This window comes from Bacillus sp. HMF5848 (assembly GCF_003944835.1).
Lineage (GTDB): Bacteria > Bacillota > Bacilli > Bacillales > HMF5848 > HMF5848.
The window spans coordinates 2,893,463-2,912,739 of sequence record NZ_RWIV01000001.1; the positions used below are offsets into that span (position 1 = coordinate 2,893,463).

Below are 19,277 nucleotides of genomic sequence, written 5' to 3' on the forward strand. Positions count from 1 at the left end.
TGCAAATAGTATGTATATTCATTTTACCGAATTTTCCCAACATTTTCACGCCTAGTTTTCAAATTGTAATCAAATCGTAAGAATTCACTAACATATTTTCATTAATTCTAATCACAACAATAAAAACTCTAGGTTTGTATTATTGTATTATTAAAATGAGATATGGTGCAAATATTATAACACCAATTATGACAGCTGTAACAGCATACACCGTTACGGCAGCAGCGGCAATGTCCTTAGCCTGTTTTGCAAGAGGATGAAACTCACTCGTAATTAAGTCAACCGTCCGTTCAACAGCCGTATTCATTAATTCAACTGAGATCATACCTCCTATTAGTGCAACAATAATAATCCATTCTGTTTTTGTTATCCCGATAGTAACTCCTGTTAAGATCACAAACAACGCTACTACTACATGAATTCTAAGGTTAAGCTCTGTTTTAAATGCTTCTCGCAACCCTTGAACTGCATACAAAAAACTGTTTAACAAACGATGTATTATTTTGATTTTGTTATCTCGTGAGTCCATAGCCTAATAAAATATCTGCTTGTTTTTTGAACATAACCTTTTCATCCTCTTCGGTCATATGGTCATAGCCTAGAAGATGTAAAAATCCATGCACCGTTAAAAACCCTAACTCCCGAAGAAAGGAATGACCATATTCTTTAGCCTGCTGCTCTGCTATAGGAACTGAGATGATAATATCACCAAGAACCCGCTGTGATTGAATCAGGTCTAGCTCGACTTCCCCTTCACCCAGCTCCTCTAAAGCAAATGAGATAACATCTGTTGGCTTATCTTTTCCTCGATACTGCTTATTTATTTGTTGAATAGTCTCAATATCAACAAAAGTTATTGATACTTCGGCATCATCTACAAAGCTTTCAGACCTAGCAGCTTCCTGCAGCAATGCCATTAACACCTTTTTGTCTTCTGATGTAACCTCATTCGTTTCATCATGTATGTCTATTGATAGTGTCATGCCTCTTTCACCTTCTTTTTTACTAACTCAGGATATTGAATACGCGAGTGAAACATCCCGTTAATTGTTTCAATTAATGTTTTTGCAATAATATCTAAATCCTTTAAAGTTAAGTCACAAGCATTTAGCTGGCCATCTTGAAGTTTATCACTAATAATCCCTCTAATGATTTCTTCAATCTTTTCTGGAGTAGGATTTGATAAAGAGCGAATAGCTGCTTCTACACTGTCAGCAATGCACACTATAGCAGCTTCCTTCGTCTGTGGCTTCGGACCTGGATATCTAAAGTCGTCTTCCTGTATGTCGTGATCGCCTGATTGCGTTGCTTTATGGTAAAAATATTTCAACAAAGTAGTACCATGATGCTGTTCAGCTATATCGATGATTTCCTTTGGCATGCGATGATTCCTTAACATGGAAGCACCATCAGTCGCATGAGCAATGATGATATTTTTACTCACCTGTGGTGAGAGCTTATCATGTGGATTATCAATATTTAGTTGATTTTCAATAAAAAACTGGGGACGTTTAGTTTTACCAATATCGTGGTAATAAGCACCTACTCTTGCCAATAATCCATTTGCTCCAACAGCTTCACATGCTGCCTCTGATAAATTCGCTACCATGACACTATGGTGATACGTACCTGGTGTTTCCATTAAAATCTTGCGCAACAAAGGATGATTAGGGCTAGAAAGCTCCAATAACGTTGTTGGAGATAACAATTTAAAACCAGCTTCAAAAAATGGTAGCAACCCTAACGTTAGTACAGCAGAAACTGTTCCGGATACAATAGCCATTACTAAGTGATAAGACAACGTAAATAACGACATAGATGTATTTTTCAAAAACATAAGCGCAATAATCACCAAAATATTTACAATAGCAATAAAAAGACCAGTTTGAAGTATTCTAGTTTTGCGGTTTTGTTTATTTAGAAATAATACGCCCGCAAGACCACTCGCTAAATAGTATAAGCCAATTGAAAAATTCAGTGAGTTGTTTAGGCCTTCATTAAACATAATATTACCTGCAACAGCATAAAGTACAACCGTCCATATAGCAAGTTCCTCATTTATTAATATCTTTATTAAAAGTGCTCCCATAGCAACAGGTACTACGTAGCCAATTGAAGAATAATTCATCTGTTCAAATAAACTTATTGTTTTCATCATGGCAAAGGTTATCCCTACAACAATACCAAAAAGCAGTACGTGAGATCGTTTTTTATTTGCTGGCTCCTTTGATTTATAAAAATAATAAATAATTGGTGCAAGAGTTAATAATAACACTAATGCTAGCCCCACATAAGGACGAAATGTTGACTCTTCACTAACTAAACCGACTAATTCAAGCTGACGCAATATATCATGGTCAATAGTCTCTCCTTCGCTCACGATTACTTGACCTTCCAAAATACGAACCGGTTCTACTGAGTCCATCGCTTTTTGCCGTTGAAGGATTGTTTCTTCAGCATCAAAAAATACGTTTTGGACGATAGCAAATTTACCGAGAACAATAGATGCTTGTTTTAATTCGTCACGAATACCGGAATAACTCAATTCTCGCTCAATTTTTTGTTTAGCAATGTCAACATTTTCAACTGTTATCCGCTCATTCATAATGTTATTTACTGCAGTTATTGTTACATCTTTAGTAATTTCCAATTCACTTTCCGTTGCTTTTAAAAAGCTAGTTAACACATCACCTGAGAGTTCGTTATATGTTTCATCAGTTAACTTCGTACGTAGTTTTGTCAGCTGCTCTTGTATAGAAACAGCCTCATCCTTTAGTTTTTGCTGCTCCGAACCCTCCTCCGCAAGAGTCTCTTCTAGCATTTCTTTTTCTTTTACATCTAACAACGCATCAAATATTGATCGGACGAGCTCCACACGACTTGCGGCGTACTCTTGATTTAATGTAAAAATATCTTCTACTGTTTGAGATGCTGCTTGTCTTTTTTCTATCGTACTGTCATGATCTGTAACAGTGATCGGTGAATAGATCGTATGCTCTGCTTTGGAAAACGGCTTCACTAAAAGGCGTTCAGGTTTAACATCTTCGTACATTAAAAAAAACATCATAGTAAATACTAGTGCTAAAATAATTATTGGTAAAAAGCGGACCTCAATAGTCTGTTTAATTAGCTTTTGAAAACGGCTCACAATGCTCATGATATTCGTATTGTTATGCCTATTATGTAAAAGGCATTAATACTACCATCCCTTCTATTAAAAATACCGTTTGTCTATACTATGTTCCATTTTGAGATATTACAAATAGGCTGTCCCTAAAAGCGCTTAAAACACTGGCCCCTCTCAATATCATACAAGAAAATTGACATTGTTAAAAGGTACCAAGCATTTTACTTTTGGGACAGCCCATTATCCCGAAGTTATCGTTATAATAACTTCCGATATGTGCATCTTAAATTCGCCTTCTCAACAAAAAACTAACGTACATTTCTATATGTTACAAACTCGCCTCGTCGTATGCTTTAATAATCTTCGCAACAAGTGGATGTCGCACAACATCAGACTGTTCTAACGTAATAAATGAAATCCCCTTTACGTTAGCTAACAATTCTCTTACTACTGCTAACCCAGATTTAACACCTTTTGGTAAATCCACTTGTGAGATATCACCAGTTATAACCATCTTCGATCCAAATCCAAGACGTGTTAAAAACATCTTCATCTGAGCTGGCGTTGTGTTTTGTGCCTCATCTAAAATAACGAATGCATCATCAAGTGTTCTACCGCGCATATAGGCAAGCGGTGCAATCTCAATAGTGCCTCTTTCAATAAGTCTTACAGTTTGTTCATTTCCTAAAACATCATGAAGGGCATCATATAATGGTCTTAAGTAAGGATCAACCTTTTCTTTTAAATCACCTGGTAAAAATCCTAAGCTTTCACCTGCTTCAACGGCCGGTCTTGTTAATATAATTCTTTTTACAGAGCCAGCTTTTAGGGCATTAACTGCCATTAATACGGCTAAGTACGTCTTACCAGTTCCTGCAGGTCCTATGCCAAAAGTTAAATCGTACTTTCTTATAGCGTTGATATATTCTCGTTGCCCTAACGTTTTAACACGAATAGACTTACCTTTCGCATTTTTCGCGATTTCCTCTTCATATAATTCATCAAAATATTCCAGTGTACCGTTTTTAACCATACCAACAGCATACATAACATCTCGTTCACTGATGGCTATTCCTTTCCGGATAACATGTAACAATTGATGAAAAATATCTTCAACCTGTTTTACTTTGTCTGTGTCTCCTGACACACTAACTGCTTCTCCTCTTGTTACGATAGAGACAAGTAGTTCTTTTTCTAATAACTTTAAATGTGCATCATGGTTTCCAAATAGCGCTATTGCTTCATTTGGGGTTTGTAATGTAATTTGTATTGTTGTCAATTCTTCGGACATTCTTCAATCTCCTTGAATAATCGGTTGTGGTTTAGCAATATTTTCTATGACTTGAAAGTGAATGATTAACTTTACTTTACCATTCCTTTGGGATTGGTGCAAAACTTTTTCACCTTTTATCGTTGCATCATCCGATAATTTGTCGGACAGCTCTTTATGAGCTATTTGTTTTCCGGCATTAACAGCCTCTGAAAAAGTGTATTCTCTTATAATATCCTCTTTCTCATGCTTTATTAATCGCTCATATTCAATTGGTAGCTTCCAGCGTAAAAAATGTAACGAGTGTGTAACTGTATTCTCCTCAATTGCAGAAAATGTTGGTTTGTTAAACCCCCAAAATGGAATTTTAACACCTGCAACTTTAAGATAATGAGAGGTAACAGAATTACCTGTCATCACACTAAACTCTGTTTGCATAGGAACTTCCACGGTAGACTGGTACCAGGTTTCACCCCAAACAACACCACGAGCGGGAACAATCTTCGTGTCTTCTTCTTTACCTAAAATACCTGACACTAGCGTATCGCCTTTCTTAACAAAATCATTAACTGCGACTAAAGGCTGTCCCTCTTCAACAAACATATCAACAATGACAGCTTTTTTGCTTGCAATAAGATTACGAGGACTTACATAGTCTGCTGGAGTTGGTATATTCTTTTCAACAACTTTGAAATGGTAGGTTGTCCCTTTTAACTTTACACCTATCCAAGTAATACCATCTATCTCATTCGTTAGTCTTCTTTGTATACCTTCTGGTGAGTCTAAGAAAAACTGCAACGCACCTTTTTGCACCCCAATTTCATTAAGCTTCTTTTGTATACTGTGCTCCATCTCCGGTTTTGCCCCTGTTATTTCTATCCCCCATACCATGTTTGATAAAATAAATAGTACAAAACAAAAAAACAGCGCCCCGACAATGAATCCACTATTAGACCTGGCTCTTATGGCAAGGAACGGAAAGCCAATTCTTTTTTTGAACGAAACTTTATAATCACTTTGTCTAACCACAACTCTTAACCTAGAAACATCGTCAAGTTTAATGTTAAATAATGCTGACTCTGATCCTACCTTTTTCACATGCCATATATCTATACCATCACGTACGCATGCATTAATGAAACGTTCTACCCCTTTTCCTTGAACAGACACTTGCACATGGCCTCCAAAGAAGTTTGTCCAATGATTTTTCATCCGTCATGACACCCCCGTTACACTATCGTAATATGTATTTAATGCCACCGGTGGCTAACAGCCACCGATGGATAAAATTACTCAATAAATGTTACTTCATCAATATGACCTTCTAATAAAATTTCTTCAGGCAAAATGGTTTTAATAACAAACGAATTACCTTTTATAAGAAGTTGACCTTGCTTTAATAATAAGCGAAGTTCTTGATCCGAAAAGGTTAAAAGTCCTCGGTGATTTTCTATGTAAATATGAATTTGACCAATCATTGTGATCCTCGGCAAATCCATCATGACATCGGCGGGTAGTTCCATTTTATTTGTCATCCAATTACGCCATTGTTGTTTAATCTTTCTAACCACAAAAGAACCCCCTTTCATCTCATGTTTATGAAATAAAAGGGGGTTGTAACACAATTATTTAAAATTTAGTTTGCTTAACTTAGAAATTTAAAAGACACTACCTGTTATAAGGCTTTTTTGATCTTGGTGGACCTAAAATTTCTGCCCACACAACACCTTCAACAACATTGTCTTTTGAAAAGTTCACGCCACGCTTAGTAGCGGGTTTTTCAATACGCTTTGTAATTGTCTTTTCATGTCTTCGGTATTTTTCTGGTTTTGGTTTCTCAACAACCTTCGGTGCTTCTGCCTTTGTAATATCCTGATACTTTGTCAGATTAAAATCAAACGGCTCATCTATCTCCATGTCGACAGGAGTATTAATGGGTTCATAAGATTCAGCAGGTACACGTCGTACAGGCCTTTGTTGCTGAGTTTGATTTTTAGCCTTAAAAAAATTAAACAAACCAGCTAATACAATCACGACGAAAAATATATTATTTAACACAAACTCAATAATACTATCGATGACAATCCCCTCCTTTTACAGTTAGGCGTCATCATGACTGATCATCATTTTGGGTTTCATCCTTCGACAATTTGCCAATTGATGTTCTCATATCTGTATCTGCTACAACATTCTTCATATTAAAATAATCCATAACACCTAATTTACCCGTGCGCAGTGCCTCTGACATTGCTAGCGGTACTTCAGCTTCGGCCTCTACTACTTTTGCACGCATCTCTTCAACGCGCGCCTTCATTTCTTGCTCCTGAGCAACAGCCATAGCACGTCGTTCCTCCGCTTTAGCTTGCGCAATGTTTTTGTCGGCTTCAGCTTGCTCTGTTTGTAGCTCGGCACCAATGTTTTTACCGATATCAACATCAGCAATATCAATCGATAAGATTTCGAATGCAGTACCAGCATCCAGACCTTTTGTTAATACAGTTTGTGAAATTAAGTCAGGGTTTTCTAGAACCTTTTTATGATTACCAGATGAACCTATTGTTGAGACAATACCTTCACCAACACGAGCGATGACAGTTTCCTCACCAGCACCCCCAACAAGGCGCTCAATATTGGCGCGAACTGTTATTCTTGCCTTCGCCTTTACTTCAATACCATCCATTGCAACACCAGCAATAAAAGGTGTTTCAATAACTTTTGGGTTAACGCTCATTTGTACGGCTTCTAGTACGTCACGACCTGCTAAGTCAATAGCAGCCGCACGTTCAAAGCTAAGCTCAATATTAGCACGATGTGCAGCAATAAGTGCATTCACTACACGGTCAACGTTACCACCAGCTAAGTAGTGGCTTTCCAATTGGTTAATTGTAACCGTTAAGCCAGCTTTGGATGCTTTAATTAACGGGTTAATTACTCTTGATGGAATAACACGTCTTAATCTCATCCCAATTAATGTAAGTATGCTAATTCTTACACCAGCTGCAAGAGCTGAAATCCACAGCATAACTGGGACAAATGTAAAAATAACACCTAATAATAAAATCCCTACTGCAATTGCTAGAAGTAATAAAATGTTTCCTGGTGTCATTCATTTTCCTCCTTATCATCATTGTCGAATTTTCGCACAACAATTCGCGAACCTTCTACTTTTACAATTTTAATTATATCATGTTGTCTAATAAATTGACCTTCAGATACAACATCTAATCTCTCATTATGAATTAGCGCCATGCCACTCGGGCGTAAATCTGTCATTGCTGTACCAGTCAAGCCTATTAAATCAAGACGATTTGTATTTGATACGTAGCCACTTTCTGTATTCGTGGAGTCAGCTAATATTAGCCTTCGGAATAATTGAATTCGCTTGCCAAAAACTCTGAACATGATAATTGAACCTAAAATAGCTAAGCCAATTGCAACTAACAATGAAACGGCCATATGTGTTACATTATCAGACGCCACAAAGATACTTGCTATAACTGCCACGGCACCAATCAGTCCTAATATTCCCCCAGGAACAAATAACTCAGCAAATAATAAAATAATCCCGATTATAAACAAAATAATTGATTCCATGCCAGCTAAACCAGCAACTAAATGACCATAGAAAAACAACAACAATGCTGTAATACCCATCAAACCAGGTATTCCAAATCCTGGAGAATACAATTCAACAATTAGTCCTAAGCTCGCAATCGAAAGTAAAATTGGGATAACGAATGGATTGGTTAATAAACGAGCGATATTTTCTGCAAAGCTAACTTTCGTCTCCACAATAGTGGCATCTTCATATCCTAGAAGCTGTAAAAGCTCATTACGATCTTTAACAATCCCATTAGCATAATTGACTTGCAAAGCTTGTTCGGCTGTTAAAGTTAACAGTTCCCCTTCTCCTGCACCAAACTCAGGTAAATCTATAGACTCATCTGCCATTGCTAACGCATATTTAGGATCACGACCATGTAATTCAGCAGCACTTTTCATAGCTGCGTTCCAATATGATTGTGCTTTTTTGTCAGCTGCATTGCCTTGTTGATCGATAACAGCTGCAGCTCCCATTGTTGCACCTGGCGTCATGAATATTTGTTCTGCATGCAATGAAATATATGCCCCCGCTGACAAAGCCTCGGTATTTACAAATGCAACTAGTGGTAGTTTAACAGCTGACAAGCGTTTGCCTATATCACTGGCAGCATCAACCGCTCCACCTGGCGTGTTTACTTCAAGAATTATCATACTAGCGCCAGCTTCTTCGGCTTCATCAAGTGATCGATCAATAAATGCATATAATCCTTTTTCAACTGTTTCTTCAAGTGGTATAACATATACCTCTTCATTTTTAGCGTTCGTTATACTAAGACTAGTTAAGTTCATTATAAACATAAAGAAAGCACTAAAAAGTAATGCAAACGCTATAAACTTATTCACATTTTTCATACTCTTCACCCCCTTAATACTCTGCAAATGTATATACGAATTATTGCGTGTAAAGTTTCAAAAGAAAATTTATCATTTTTTATATTGTGTAACTTTTCTCTTTTTTTTACGTTCAAATTTACAAAAGGGGGAATTTGTTATGAAAAAATTAACGGGAACTATTTTTATTATCTTTGCTACGTTAACTTTGTCAGCCTGTATTGATGTAACTGAACAACAACCCAATTCTTCAATCTCTCAAACAGAACAACAAACCGATGGACAAAATAATAATGATGAAAATATAGACGAACCGGCACAAACTGATCAATCCGAAACAGAGGTCAACCAAGATGACAAAGGAGAAAAAACAAAAACAACTAGCTCAGAACAGAATCGCGAAAAAACAAAAAGACTTGAAGTTTTCGTTGAAGGAATAACAGACTTACGCGAAGCAACGCTATACGAAAGTACACAACTCAATTATTCAATGTATGTATTAGACCAGTTTTCTTTAGAAAGCGAGGAGCCAGGTAAGGATATTTTAATATCAGAGTATGACGGTGACTTTTTTGTGAGAATTGAGACTTTAGGAAATAACCCGAATATTGATGCGATAAAAACTAATATTAAACAAAGTGATGGGACTGTTCTTGAATTAGATCCCACCTCCAATCTTGACCCTTATTTTCATAAAGCTAAGCTGCATATGCTTGTAAACACAAAAGATGCCAACAATATTCATATGTCAGCTGTTCATGTAGTGCAAAACATTGATGATGTTACATTTAGATTTACTTTATTTATACCTGGCAAAGAAGCTGCAGAAGGAATAGAGCCCAGCTTTTGGGCAATGTTAAAAACTATTCAAGTTAATTAATAAACTTTTTCAATAATACCCGAAATTCTTACTAAAAATATGGCTCTGCCCTGTAATAACTGTGGATAACTTTTATTACATGTATTTATGTGAAAAATTTTGCGTGTGTTAAACCTTGTTGTTGATTTCCGCTACATCTCGCTACAATAACAAACCGACCTGGCTCTTTAACAGTGCCAAAAAAAAAATTTTTGTAAGTCTTGATAAACCACTAATTCTTGATCTTTAATGACTATCACAAATGTGTATAGCTTTGAACAAGCTAAGGCTGTAAAGTATTTTCACAGGCACCAAAAAAGCACTAATCATATTGATTAGTGCTTTTTGTTTCTATGATAATTGTTGTTGGACGAGTTTATTAACTAGACCGCCATCAGCTTTGCCTTTTACTTTAGGCATAATGGCTGCCATTACTTTTCCCATATCTGCCTTAGTTGAAGCACCTACCTCAGCAATTGTTTCATTCACAATAGCGAGTAATTTCTCTTCACCAAGTTGTTCGGGCATATACTGTTGAATTATCTCGATTTCACCTTGCGTTTTATCTGCAAGATCATCCCGACCTGCTGCCTTAAACTCTTGGAGGGAGTCTTTTCTTTGCTTTAACTCACGAGAAAGAACAGTCATTTCTTCATCTTCCGACAATCCATCTTTTTTTACCTTGATGGCTTCATTCTGTAAAGATGCTTTTACCATCCGGATGACAGACAATTTGTCCTTATCCTTATTCTTCATCGCTTGCTTCATGTCGTTATTTAAACGTTCAAGAAGACTCATAGCTTACTACACCCTCTTTTAGAATTTACGCTTACGAGCAGCTTCAGACTTTTTCTTACGTTTTACGCTTGGCTTTTCATAGAATTCACGCTTTCTTGTTTCTTGAAGCGTACCTGATTTAATAACTGTGCGTTTGAAACGACGAAGAGCATCCTCAAGCGATTCGTTTTTACGAACGACCGTTTTTGACATATCTTTCCCTCCCTCCGAAAACAACGACAAACTTTCACATGAAAGAATCTTGCTTATTCATGTATCTATAGTACATGGTAAACATGTACTTATCAAGTATAATATATGTCAATTGTGAGGTCAACTGTATTATTTATTTTATCGAAGTCATACATTCAATAACTCGTCCATATAATGGTAGTACAATGGGGGGAAGCCATGTGTTGGATATGATATCAAACTTTTTAGTATTCGTTATTTTATTTATTTTTGGTATGACTGTTATGCGTGTAGGACTATTCAATTTATCTGCGAACAAAATGAAAGCATATTTAATTAAATTCACAGATAATCCTTTTAAAGGACTAATAACAGGCACGATTATTACAGCTATTTTACAAAGTAGTTCAGCCGTGACCATCCTTACAATAGGACTAGTAACAGCTGGATACATCACTTTTAAGCAGTCAATCGGTATTATATTAGGCACAAACATCGGTACAACCTTTACTACAGAAATTATTACATTCGACCTTTCTAATGTAATAATCCCATTTCTTGTTGTTGGTACCCTTTTAATGTTTGTACCTAAAGTGAAAATTTTTAGCTTTGGTGCTTTCCTCTTTGGTTTAGGTTGTATGTTTGTATCTATGAATGGATTCGAACTGCTTGCAGCTCCTATTTCTGTTATACCATCAGTTCAAACATTTTTACAAGAGTCAAACAACAACAGCTTACTTGCTGTGGCTATAGGCACTGTACTAACTGCCATTATACAATCGAGCACCGCAACAACTGGTATCATTATGAGCTTTTTAAATGAAAATATACTAAGTCTTTCTACTGGTATTGCTATAGTGTTAGGCGCTAATGTAGGTACATGTGTCACCGCTTTACTGGCAAGTATAGGCGCTTCACATCAAGCTAAACTCACTGCCTATACACATGTCTGGCTTAATGTAATCGGAGTAATCTTATTCTTTCCTCTTATTAAATGGTTCGTGTATGTCGCAAGTACATTGACTTCATTTCCAGATGTTCAACTTGCTCATGTAAGTTTAATATTTAATGTTCTTTCATCAATTATTGCATTACCTTTAACAGGCTTATTAGCCACCTTTATTATAAAGCTACATGGACGTACTAGTTAGGTAAGAGGCCTCTCGAAAAAAACTAAGCTAGCCTCATCGTGACCGCCAAATATGTGTTTTACTTTTATAGAAAATATTAAAAAGTGTCCAGTTCTACACTGGACACTTTTCTATCGCTTAATAATCACTATCAGATTGTAACCCTTTTACTATCGCTATGCCAGCACTTGCGCCAATGCGAGTTGCACCTGCTTCAATCATAGCTTTTGCGCCAGCAACATCTCTCACGCCACCCGAAGCTTTTACTCCAATATCTGGTCCAACTGTTTTACGCATAAGAGCAATATCCTCTACCGTTGCGCCTCCAGTTGAAAAGCCTGTTGATGTTTTAACAAAATCTGTTCCAGCTTTTACTGAAATTTGACACGCACGTACTTTTTCCTCATCAGTCAAAAGTGAAGTTTCAATGATAACCTTTGTTAATGCTTTTCCTGCAGCAGCATCTACAACAGCGCGAACATCACGCTCAACTAACTCATCGTCTCCATCCTTTAAAGCTCCAATATTTATAACCATATCAACTTCAGTAGCACCATTTTTAATGGCATCTGTTGTTTCAAAAGCTTTTGTTTCCGGTGTATTAGCCCCTAGCGGGAATCCAATCACTGTACAAACCTTTACTTCTGTGCCTTTTAAAAGCTCTGCAGCAAGCTTGACCCAAGTGGGATTTACACAAACAGAAGCAAATGTGTATTCCTTAGCTTCTTCACAAAGCTTTATAATTGCTTGTTTTGTTGTATCTGCCTTTAGAGCAGTATGGTCTATCATTTTTGCAACGTCAAAATTCATTATGTACGCTCCTTTCATAGTTCCTATTGTATAATACCATTATCTTTATCTGTTTACGAGCATGTTATAACTAGAAAAAGTGAAAGTAATTTGAAAAGCAACATATTTTCCAAATAAAAACTTTACATAACAATAGAACTCTTGAATTGCAGTAATACTCATTCATGAACACACTAGTATCTAGGTTTATGAGAATAACTTCAAAAAAACCCCGCAGAGCGCGAGGCTTATGATGTTAATTTAATTTTATCTGTTTCTGTAATTGCCTTTTCTGTTATAACACGGACAAATTGACCTTCATTTAACGGATACCCTGCTTTAGTAATTTTCACCTTAACAAGCTGTCCAATCAAATTTTCATCTCCATCTATAACAACTTTCAAGTAATTATCTGTATATCCCACTAGCTTACCTTGTTGCTCTTTCGACTCCTCTTCTGGAATAATCTCAAGCACTTCATTTTCATAGGTAGAAGCATATTCTTTAGCAAGTTGATCAGATAGTGAAATAAGTCTATGAACACGTTGATTCTTGACTTCTTCGTCTACCTGGTCTTCCATTCTCGCAGCAGGAGTACCTGTGCGTTTTGAATATGGGAACACATGTAATTCACTGAAACGATTTTCTTTAATAAAATTGTATGTTTCAATAAATTCTTCTTCTGTTTCACCTGGAAATCCTACTATAACATCAGATGTAATAGCTACTCCAGGTAAAGCCTCGCGAAGACGTTCTAAACGTTCTGCAAAAAATGCCATAGAATATTTGCGACGCATACGTTTTAATACAGTATCTGAGCCTGACTGAAGTGGCACGTGTAGATGTCGCACTACTTTTTTGGAATGCGCTAATACTTTTATTACCTCATCAGTAATTTGACTAGCCTCAATTGATGAAATACGTATACGCTTTAAGCCGTCAACTTGTTCTTCAAGGTCTCGAAGAAGCATGGCAAGGTTGTAATCTTTCATGTCTTCTCCGTAACCACCTGTATGAATACCTGTTAACACTATTTCCTTGTATCCTGCAGCCACTAGTTGCTGCGCTTGACGAATAACTTCTTGCGGATCACGAGAGCGCATTAAACCTCGAGCCCACGGAATAATGCAAAACGTACAGAAGTTATTACACCCTTCTTGTATCTTTAATGATGCTCGTGTTCTATCAGTGAACGCTGGTACATCTAACTCCTCATAAACTCGTGTTTTCATGATGTTACCAACACCATTAATAGGCTTACGCTCATTTTTATATTGCTCAATATAACTAAGCATTTTTGTACGGTCCTGCGTACCTACTACAATGTCTACGCCAGGGATTGCCATAATTTCCGCTGGTGACGTTTGTGCGTAACAGCCCGTTACACAAATAACAGCATCAGGATTTTTCCTAATAGCACGTCTTATCACTTGGCGACTTTTTTTGTCCCCTGTATTTGTTACAGTACATGTATTAATAACATATACATCCGCAGCTTTTTCGAAGTCTGTCCGTTCGTAGCTAGCTTGTTTAAAAAGCTGCCAGATTGCCTCTGTCTCATAATGATTCACTTTACATCCAAGTGTGTGGAATGCAACTGTAGGCATTATTTTGTCACCTCATCTCAAATTGATAGGAAGCAGCAGCCAACACATATAATGGCGCTGTTTCCGTACGTAATATTCTAGGGCCGAGACCGCAGCATAAAAACCCATTCTCTGTTAGTAGGTTAATTTCTGTTTCATCGAGACCACCCTCTGGACCAAATACAACTAACAGTTTCTGTTGTTTATTCATAGCTATCAAGGTCTGCGAGAGTGTACTTATGTCATTCTGTTTTGCTGACTCCTCAAAAGCTACTAGTGTATAATCATAGTTCTTACTAATATTTATCAAATCACGTAATGTATGTGGCTCATATACATGTGGTATTGCATTTCGATGAGACTGTTCAGCAGCCTCCTTCGCAATTTTTTGAAGTCTATCTATTTTTTTAGTACTTTTTTTGTCATCCCACTTTGTAATAGAACGTTTTGCTTGAAATGGGATAAATTCAGCGGCACCAAGCTCAGTACCCTTTTGTACTATTAACTCCAATTTATCACCTTTTGGAAGACCGCTAGCAATTGTAATAGAGATTGGTAACTCAGGAGAGTCCTCCAACCATTTTACAATATTTGCTTCAACATAATCATTAGTAGTTTTTGCTATTTTACAGAGGGCGGCTTCACCATGATCATTGCAACATATAATTTCGGCACCATCTGTCATTCTCATAACACGAGTGATATGATGCACATCTTCCCCTTGAATAGTTACCGAACTATCGCTAAACTGATTCCCACTCACAAAATATCGTTGCACACTTGTACACCTCTACATAAATTAAATTGACGGTATAGGCTACCGTCAATAAGCTTTATCATAATTTTCTTACTGTGATACAAACCCAATCCTCTTGCTCGGATACTTCAGGGTCTTCAAACCCACTTTGTTGCAGACCATCAAGCACCAATTGCTTCTTTTCTTTAATAATACCTGACACAACAAAGTAACCGTTGTGCTTTAATAGTCGATATGCATCGTCTGTGAATAGTAATATTACATCCGCTAAAATATTAGCGACAATAACATCTGCTTGCTCTTTAATACCATGTAGTAAGTTATTTTTTTCTACAGATATTGTTTCCTCAACTTTATTTAGCGCTATATTTTCTTTAGATACTTTAACAGCTACATCATCTAAATCTAGAGCGCGAACTGAAGAAGCACCAAGCATGGCGGCACCTATGCTCAAGATACCCGATCCTGTTCCTACATCAACTACGTGATCTCCTTCATGAACAGCCTTCTCGAGAGCACGTAAGCACAATACTGTTGTCGCATGTGTGCCTGTTCCAAATGCCATACCAGGGTCTAATTGAATAATTTTCTCTTGTTCACTTGCTGGTTCATAGTCTTCCCAAGTTGGGACAACTGTAAAACATTCAGATATGCGCACAGGATGATAATATTGCTTCCATGCATTAGCCCATTCTTCTTCGTTCACTTCACCAACAGATATTCTATTTAAACCAATATTGATTTCAAACTGGCGTAAATTTTCAATAGCCTGGTGAATGTCGTCTATTTTTCGAGAGAGCTCGTCGTTATCTAATAAATATGCTTTTAAAATAACACCTTCAGTAGGATACTCCGCTGGGTTCAGATCATAAATTTCACCAAATGGGGTACTCCAGTTTCTCTGCAGGTCACGAGGATCTTCAATAACAACTCCACTCGCGCCTGCTTCGTGAAGAATGTTTGAAATAGCCTCCACAGCTTCATCACTTGTTTGTATTGTAATTTCTGACCATTTCACAAATAAGTCACTCCTAATATGCGAAACCGCGTTAAGCTAGATTATCAATCTCCTGTAAAAGCTCGTTTCACCTTTGAGAAAAAGTTTTCATGCTGCTCATCAGGCACTTGTCCGCTAATTTCAGCAAAATCACGTAATAATTGTTTTTGTTTTTCTGTTAAATTTGTTGGTGTAATAACACGAATACGAATATGTTGATCACCCTGTCCGTACCCTCGAACATTTGGTACACCTTTACCTCTTAAGCGGAATTTCGTACCTGTTTGTGTACCTGATGGAATTTTTAATTTTACTTTTCCATGTAAGGTCGGTACTTCAATCTCATCTCCAAGAGCAGCTTGCACATAAGTTAATGGCATTTCACAATATATATCGTCCCCATCTCGTTCAAAAAACTCATGCGGCTTTACATGGAATACGATATATAAGTCACCTGGAGGTCCTCCGTTAACGCCTGGTTCACCTTGACCAGTAACACGAAGTTGTTGTCCATCATCTACACCCGCTGGAATTTTCACATGAATCTTCTTACGTTTTTTCACTTTACCAGCACCAGAGCATGTCGCACATTTATCTTTAATAAATTTACCTGTTCCATTACAGTATGAACATACACGTCTATTGACAATACGGCCAAATGGGGTATTTTGCTCAACAGACATTTGCCCCGTCCCATGACAATGTGAACATGTTTCTGGTTTTGTACCAGCTTTAGCTCCAGAGCCATGACATGTATCACACTCTTCTTCACGAGGAATTTCGATGTCTGTTTCTTTTCCGAAGGCAGCTTCCTCAAAAGTAATAGTCATTGTATATTGTAAATCAGCACCTTGTCTTGGTGCATTCGGGTCACGACGGCGTCTTCCGCCACCCCCACCGAAAAATGTATCGAAAATATCTTCAAAACCACCAAAGCCAAAGTCGCTGAAATCACCGCTCCCACCGAATCCTTGCTGGTTAGCTCCAGCATGTCCAAAGCGGTCGTACTGCGCTCGCTTCGTATCGTCAGTTAACACCTCATAAGCTTCAGCTATTTCTTTAAATTTATCTGCCGCATCAGCTTCTTTATTTATATCTGGATGGTACTTTTTCGATAGTTTACGATACGCTTTTTTGATTTCATCCTTAGAGGCACCTTTTTCAACGCCTAAGACTTCGTAATAATCGCGCTTGCTCATTTTACCACTCCCGATTTCTCACATAAAAATTATTGTAACACCAAATGTTTGCCTCAAGCAACTAAGAAAAGTATGGCGCCTGGCGCTAGACAGTAATCTAGGTTGAGAACTTATTTTTTTGTATTTTAGAAAAAGCGTTAGGCGCTAATTTTTAAGCTAAGCTACTAGCACTCATCATGTAACAAGAAAAAAGTCAAAGTCTTATTTGTTAGGACTTTGACTGCTTGTTTGAGAAGGCAGGATCAGCTTTGACACTGATCCTGTAATCCTATTTATTCTCTATTACTTATTATTATCTACTTCTTCAAATTCTGCATCTACTACGTCATCATCCTGTTTAGTAGCGCCTTCAGCTTCTCCAGCCCCTTGGCCTGCTTGTTGTGCTTTTGCAGCTTCTTCATATAGCTTCACCGATAGCTGCTGTACAATTTCTTGAAGAGCATCCTTCTTTGCACGAATATCATCGATGCTTTCATTCTTTTCAAGCGCTGCTTTTAAAGCATCTTTCGCCTCTGTTGCTTTTGCTTTTTCTTCTTCAGACACTTTATCCTCTAAGTCTTTTAGAGTTTTGTCCACAGTGAATACTAATTGATCCGCTTCGTTACGCAAGTCAACTTCTTCTTTACGCTTTTTATCCGCTTCAGCATTTGACTCTGCTTCTTTAACCATACGATCAATTTCATCGTCTGATAAGTTTGTAGAAGATTTGATAACAATAGATTGCTCTTTATTAGTACCAAGATCTTTTGCACGGACACTTACGATACCGTTTTTATCAATGTCAAATGATACTTCAATTTGTGGAATACCACGTGGTGCTGGTGGAATATCACTTAGTTGGAATCTACCAAGTGTCTTGTTATCAGCAGCCATTGAACGCTCACCTTGAAGTACATGGATATCAACAGCTGTTTGATTGTCAGCCGCAGTTGAGAATACTTGTGACTTACTTGTAGGTATTGTTGTGTTACGCTCGATTAATTTTGTAAATACACCACCCATTGTTTCGATACCTAATGAAAGTGGAGTAACGTCAAGAAGTACAACGTCTTTAACATCTCCTGTAATAACGCCACCTTGGATGGCTGCCCCCATTGCAACAACCTCATCTGGGTTTACACCTTTGCTTGGCTCTTTTCCAACTGCTTTTTTAATAGCCTCTTGAACTGCAGGAATACGAGTTGATCCACCTACAAGGATAACTTTATCAATTTCACTATTAGATAGACCTGCATCGGAGATTGCTTGGCGAACAGGACCCATTGTACGCTCAACTAACGGTAAAGAAATTTCTTCAAATTTAGCACGAGATAGAGTTAACTCTAAATGAAGAGGACCTGCTTCTCCAGCTGTGATAAACGGTAAAGAAATTTGTGTGCTCGTTACACCTGACAAATCCTTTTTCGCTTTCTCAGCAGCATCCTTTAAACGTTGTAAAGCCATTTTATCTTTTGATAAATCAATTCCGTTTTCTTTTTTGAATTCTTGTACAAGATAATCAATAATAACTTGGTCAAAATCATCTCCACCAAGACGATTGTCACCTGCAGTAGCTTTTACTTCAAACACACCATCACCTAGTTCAAGGATAGATACGTCAAACGTACCACCACCTAGGTCATAAACAAGAATTGTTTGATCTTCGTCTGTTTTATCTAAACCATATGCTAATGCTGCAGCAGTTGGCTCGTTAATAATACGTTCAACTTCTAATCCTGCAATCTTACCTGCATCTTTGGTAGCTTGTCGTTCAGCATCATTGAAGTACGCAGGAACTGTTATAACTGCTTTAGTAACAGGCTCTCCTAAATATGCTTCAGCGTAAGATTTTAAATGCTGAAGAACCATCGCAGAAACCTCTTGAGGAGTAAATGATTTATCTTCCACTTCAACCTTGAAATCAGTACCCATATGACGTTTAATTGAGATAATCGTGTTAGGATTCGTGATAGCTTGGCGTTTTGCCACTTCACCTACTTGGCGTTCACCATTTTTGAATGCAACAACAGAAGGTGTTGTACGATTTCCTTCCGGGTTAGGAATAACCTTTGGTTCTCCACCCTCAAGAACAGCCACACACGAGTTTGTTGTTCCTAAGTCAATTCCGATAATTTTGCTCATCTTGATTTACCTCCATTTTGATTATATATATGTAGCGCT

The 19,277-nt window shown here is 37.4% G+C and carries 19 protein-coding genes; 2 read left to right on the forward strand and 17 right to left on the reverse strand.

Going from position 1 to position 19,277, the window contains the following annotated elements:
- Window positions 1-139: 139 nt before the first annotated feature.
- The 9 genes from EJF36_RS13915 to EJF36_RS13955 all read right to left on the reverse strand — a co-directional run bounded on the left by EJF36_RS13915 (window position 140) and on the right by EJF36_RS13955 (window position 8,852).
- Window positions 140-529: a diacylglycerol kinase gene (locus EJF36_RS13915; protein WP_125906896.1), complete on the reverse strand. Its 390-nt coding sequence runs from the start codon at window positions 527-529 to the stop codon at window positions 140-142.
- A complete protein-coding gene (gene ybeY, locus EJF36_RS13920) occupies window positions 513-983 on the reverse strand; it encodes an rRNA maturation RNase YbeY (RefSeq protein ID WP_125906897.1) in 471 nt (156 codons plus the stop codon). Before ybeY ends, EJF36_RS13915 begins: the two co-directional genes overlap by 17 nt.
- Entirely contained in the window at window positions 980-3,067 is a 2,088-nt protein-coding gene (locus EJF36_RS13925; RefSeq protein WP_395940637.1) for an HD family phosphohydrolase, read from the reverse strand. The genes ybeY and EJF36_RS13925 overlap by 4 nt, the downstream gene beginning before the upstream one ends.
- A gap of 388 nt (window positions 3,068-3,455) precedes the next feature.
- Entirely contained in the window at window positions 3,456-4,418 is a 963-nt protein-coding gene (locus tag EJF36_RS13930) for a PhoH family protein (protein WP_125906899.1), read from the reverse strand.
- Between the two features lie 3 nt (window positions 4,419-4,421).
- Window positions 4,422-5,609, reverse strand: a complete 1,188-nt coding sequence (yqfD, locus tag EJF36_RS13935) for a sporulation protein YqfD (protein WP_125906900.1) — start codon at window positions 5,607-5,609, stop codon at window positions 4,422-4,424.
- A 77-nt stretch (window positions 5,610-5,686) separates the two neighbouring features.
- The gene (gene yqfC / locus EJF36_RS13940; protein WP_125906901.1) at window positions 5,687-5,986 is read right to left on the reverse strand and encodes a sporulation protein YqfC; all 300 of its coding nucleotides are present in this window, start codon (window positions 5,984-5,986) and stop codon (window positions 5,687-5,689) included.
- A 79-nt stretch (window positions 5,987-6,065) separates the two neighbouring features.
- A complete protein-coding gene (locus EJF36_RS13945; RefSeq protein WP_125906902.1) occupies window positions 6,066-6,455 on the reverse strand; it encodes a hypothetical protein in 390 nt (129 codons plus the stop codon).
- Between the two features lie 52 nt (window positions 6,456-6,507).
- On the reverse strand, window positions 6,508-7,503 hold the full coding sequence (gene floA, locus EJF36_RS13950) for a flotillin-like protein FloA (protein WP_125906903.1): 996 nt from the start codon (window positions 7,501-7,503) through the stop codon (window positions 6,508-6,510).
- On the reverse strand, window positions 7,500-8,852 hold the full coding sequence (locus tag EJF36_RS13955) for a nodulation protein NfeD (protein ID WP_395940593.1): 1,353 nt from the start codon (window positions 8,850-8,852) through the stop codon (window positions 7,500-7,502). Before EJF36_RS13955 ends, floA begins: the two co-directional genes overlap by 4 nt.
- Before the next feature lie 139 nt (window positions 8,853-8,991).
- On the opposite strand from EJF36_RS13955, the gene EJF36_RS13960 reads away from it, so the two are divergent.
- Window positions 8,992-9,711, forward strand: coding sequence for a hypothetical protein (locus tag EJF36_RS13960; RefSeq protein ID WP_125906904.1), 720 nt, complete (start codon window positions 8,992-8,994; stop codon window positions 9,709-9,711).
- Between the two features lie 330 nt (window positions 9,712-10,041).
- Here the strand turns inward: EJF36_RS13960 and EJF36_RS13965 are convergent, their stop codons facing one another.
- Together EJF36_RS13965 and rpsU are read right to left on the reverse strand one after the other, a co-directional pair.
- Window positions 10,042-10,488, reverse strand: coding sequence for a GatB/YqeY domain-containing protein (locus tag EJF36_RS13965; RefSeq protein ID WP_125906905.1), 447 nt, complete (start codon window positions 10,486-10,488; stop codon window positions 10,042-10,044).
- 18 nt (window positions 10,489-10,506) lie between these two features.
- Window positions 10,507-10,680, reverse strand: coding sequence for a 30S ribosomal protein S21 (rpsU, locus tag EJF36_RS13970; RefSeq protein WP_125906906.1), 174 nt, complete (start codon window positions 10,678-10,680; stop codon window positions 10,507-10,509).
- A 209-nt stretch (window positions 10,681-10,889) separates the two neighbouring features.
- Here rpsU and EJF36_RS13975 point away from each other — a divergent pair, with 209 nt between their 5' ends.
- Window positions 10,890-11,810: a Na/Pi symporter gene (locus tag EJF36_RS13975; protein WP_312028285.1), complete on the forward strand. Its 921-nt coding sequence runs from the start codon at window positions 10,890-10,892 to the stop codon at window positions 11,808-11,810.
- Window positions 11,811-11,927: 117 nt separating this feature from the next.
- Here the strand turns inward: EJF36_RS13975 and deoC are convergent, their stop codons facing one another.
- From deoC to dnaK, 6 genes are all read right to left on the reverse strand, one after another.
- Entirely contained in the window at window positions 11,928-12,599 is a 672-nt protein-coding gene (deoC, locus tag EJF36_RS13980; protein ID WP_125906908.1) for a deoxyribose-phosphate aldolase, read from the reverse strand.
- A gap of 227 nt (window positions 12,600-12,826) precedes the next feature.
- On the reverse strand, window positions 12,827-14,185 hold the full coding sequence (gene mtaB, locus EJF36_RS13985; protein WP_125906909.1) for a tRNA (N(6)-L-threonylcarbamoyladenosine(37)-C(2))-methylthiotransferase MtaB: 1,359 nt from the start codon (window positions 14,183-14,185) through the stop codon (window positions 12,827-12,829).
- 7 nt (window positions 14,186-14,192) lie between these two features.
- The gene (locus EJF36_RS13990; RefSeq protein WP_125906910.1) at window positions 14,193-14,942 is read right to left on the reverse strand and encodes a 16S rRNA (uracil(1498)-N(3))-methyltransferase; all 750 of its coding nucleotides are present in this window, start codon (window positions 14,940-14,942) and stop codon (window positions 14,193-14,195) included.
- Between the two features lie 58 nt (window positions 14,943-15,000).
- On the reverse strand, window positions 15,001-15,939 hold the full coding sequence (gene prmA, locus EJF36_RS13995) for a 50S ribosomal protein L11 methyltransferase (RefSeq protein ID WP_125906911.1): 939 nt from the start codon (window positions 15,937-15,939) through the stop codon (window positions 15,001-15,003).
- A gap of 44 nt (window positions 15,940-15,983) precedes the next feature.
- Window positions 15,984-17,117 carry a molecular chaperone DnaJ gene (gene dnaJ / locus EJF36_RS14000; RefSeq protein WP_125906912.1) on the reverse strand — a complete coding sequence of 378 codons (1,134 nt, stop codon included), beginning with the start codon at window positions 17,115-17,117 and terminating at the stop codon, window positions 15,984-15,986.
- Between the two features lie 282 nt (window positions 17,118-17,399).
- Window positions 17,400-19,238, reverse strand: a complete 1,839-nt coding sequence (dnaK, locus tag EJF36_RS14005) for a molecular chaperone DnaK (RefSeq protein WP_125906913.1) — start codon at window positions 19,236-19,238, stop codon at window positions 17,400-17,402.
- Window positions 19,239-19,277 lie beyond the last annotated feature (39 nt).

What these genes read in the sequence shown, in the direction of transcription:
- EJF36_RS13915 (WP_125906896.1), bottom strand. Translation starts at nt 529, where the DNA reads ATGGACTCACGAGATAACAAAATCAAAATAATACATCGTTTGTTAAAC.
- ybeY (WP_125906897.1), bottom strand. Translation starts at nt 983, where the DNA reads ATGACACTATCAATAGACATACATGATGAAACGAATGAGGTTACATCA.
- EJF36_RS13925 (WP_395940637.1), bottom strand. Translation starts at nt 3,067, where the DNA reads ATGATGTTTTTTTTAATGTACGAAGATGTTAAACCTGAACGCCTTTTA.
- EJF36_RS13930 (WP_125906899.1), bottom strand. Translation starts at nt 4,418, where the DNA reads ATGTCCGAAGAATTGACAACAATACAAATTACATTACAAACCCCAAAT.
- yqfD (WP_125906900.1), bottom strand. Translation starts at nt 5,609, where the DNA reads ATGAAAAATCATTGGACAAACTTCTTTGGAGGCCATGTGCAAGTGTCT.
- yqfC (WP_125906901.1), bottom strand. Translation starts at nt 5,986, where the DNA reads ATGAAAGGGGGTTCTTTTGTGGTTAGAAAGATTAAACAACAATGGCGT.
- floA (WP_125906903.1), bottom strand. Translation starts at nt 7,503, where the DNA reads ATGACACCAGGAAACATTTTATTACTTCTAGCAATTGCAGTAGGGATT.
- EJF36_RS13955 (WP_395940593.1), bottom strand. Translation starts at nt 8,852, where the DNA reads ATGAAAAATGTGAATAAGTTTATAGCGTTTGCATTACTTTTTAGTGCT.
- EJF36_RS13960 (WP_125906904.1), top strand. Translation starts at nt 8,992, where the DNA reads ATGAAAAAATTAACGGGAACTATTTTTATTATCTTTGCTACGTTAACT.
- EJF36_RS13965 (WP_125906905.1), bottom strand. Translation starts at nt 10,488, where the DNA reads ATGAGTCTTCTTGAACGTTTAAATAACGACATGAAGCAAGCGATGAAG.
- rpsU (WP_125906906.1), bottom strand. Translation starts at nt 10,680, where the DNA reads ATGTCAAAAACGGTCGTTCGTAAAAACGAATCGCTTGAGGATGCTCTT.
- EJF36_RS13975 (WP_312028285.1), top strand. Translation starts at nt 10,890, where the DNA reads ATGATATCAAACTTTTTAGTATTCGTTATTTTATTTATTTTTGGTATG.
- deoC (WP_125906908.1), bottom strand. Translation starts at nt 12,599, where the DNA reads ATGAATTTTGACGTTGCAAAAATGATAGACCATACTGCTCTAAAGGCA.
- mtaB (WP_125906909.1), bottom strand. Translation starts at nt 14,185, where the DNA reads ATGCCTACAGTTGCATTCCACACACTTGGATGTAAAGTGAATCATTAT.
- dnaJ (WP_125906912.1), bottom strand. Translation starts at nt 17,117, where the DNA reads ATGAGCAAGCGCGATTATTACGAAGTCTTAGGCGTTGAAAAAGGTGCC.
- dnaK (WP_125906913.1), bottom strand. Translation starts at nt 19,238, where the DNA reads ATGAGCAAAATTATCGGAATTGACTTAGGAACAACAAACTCGTGTGTG.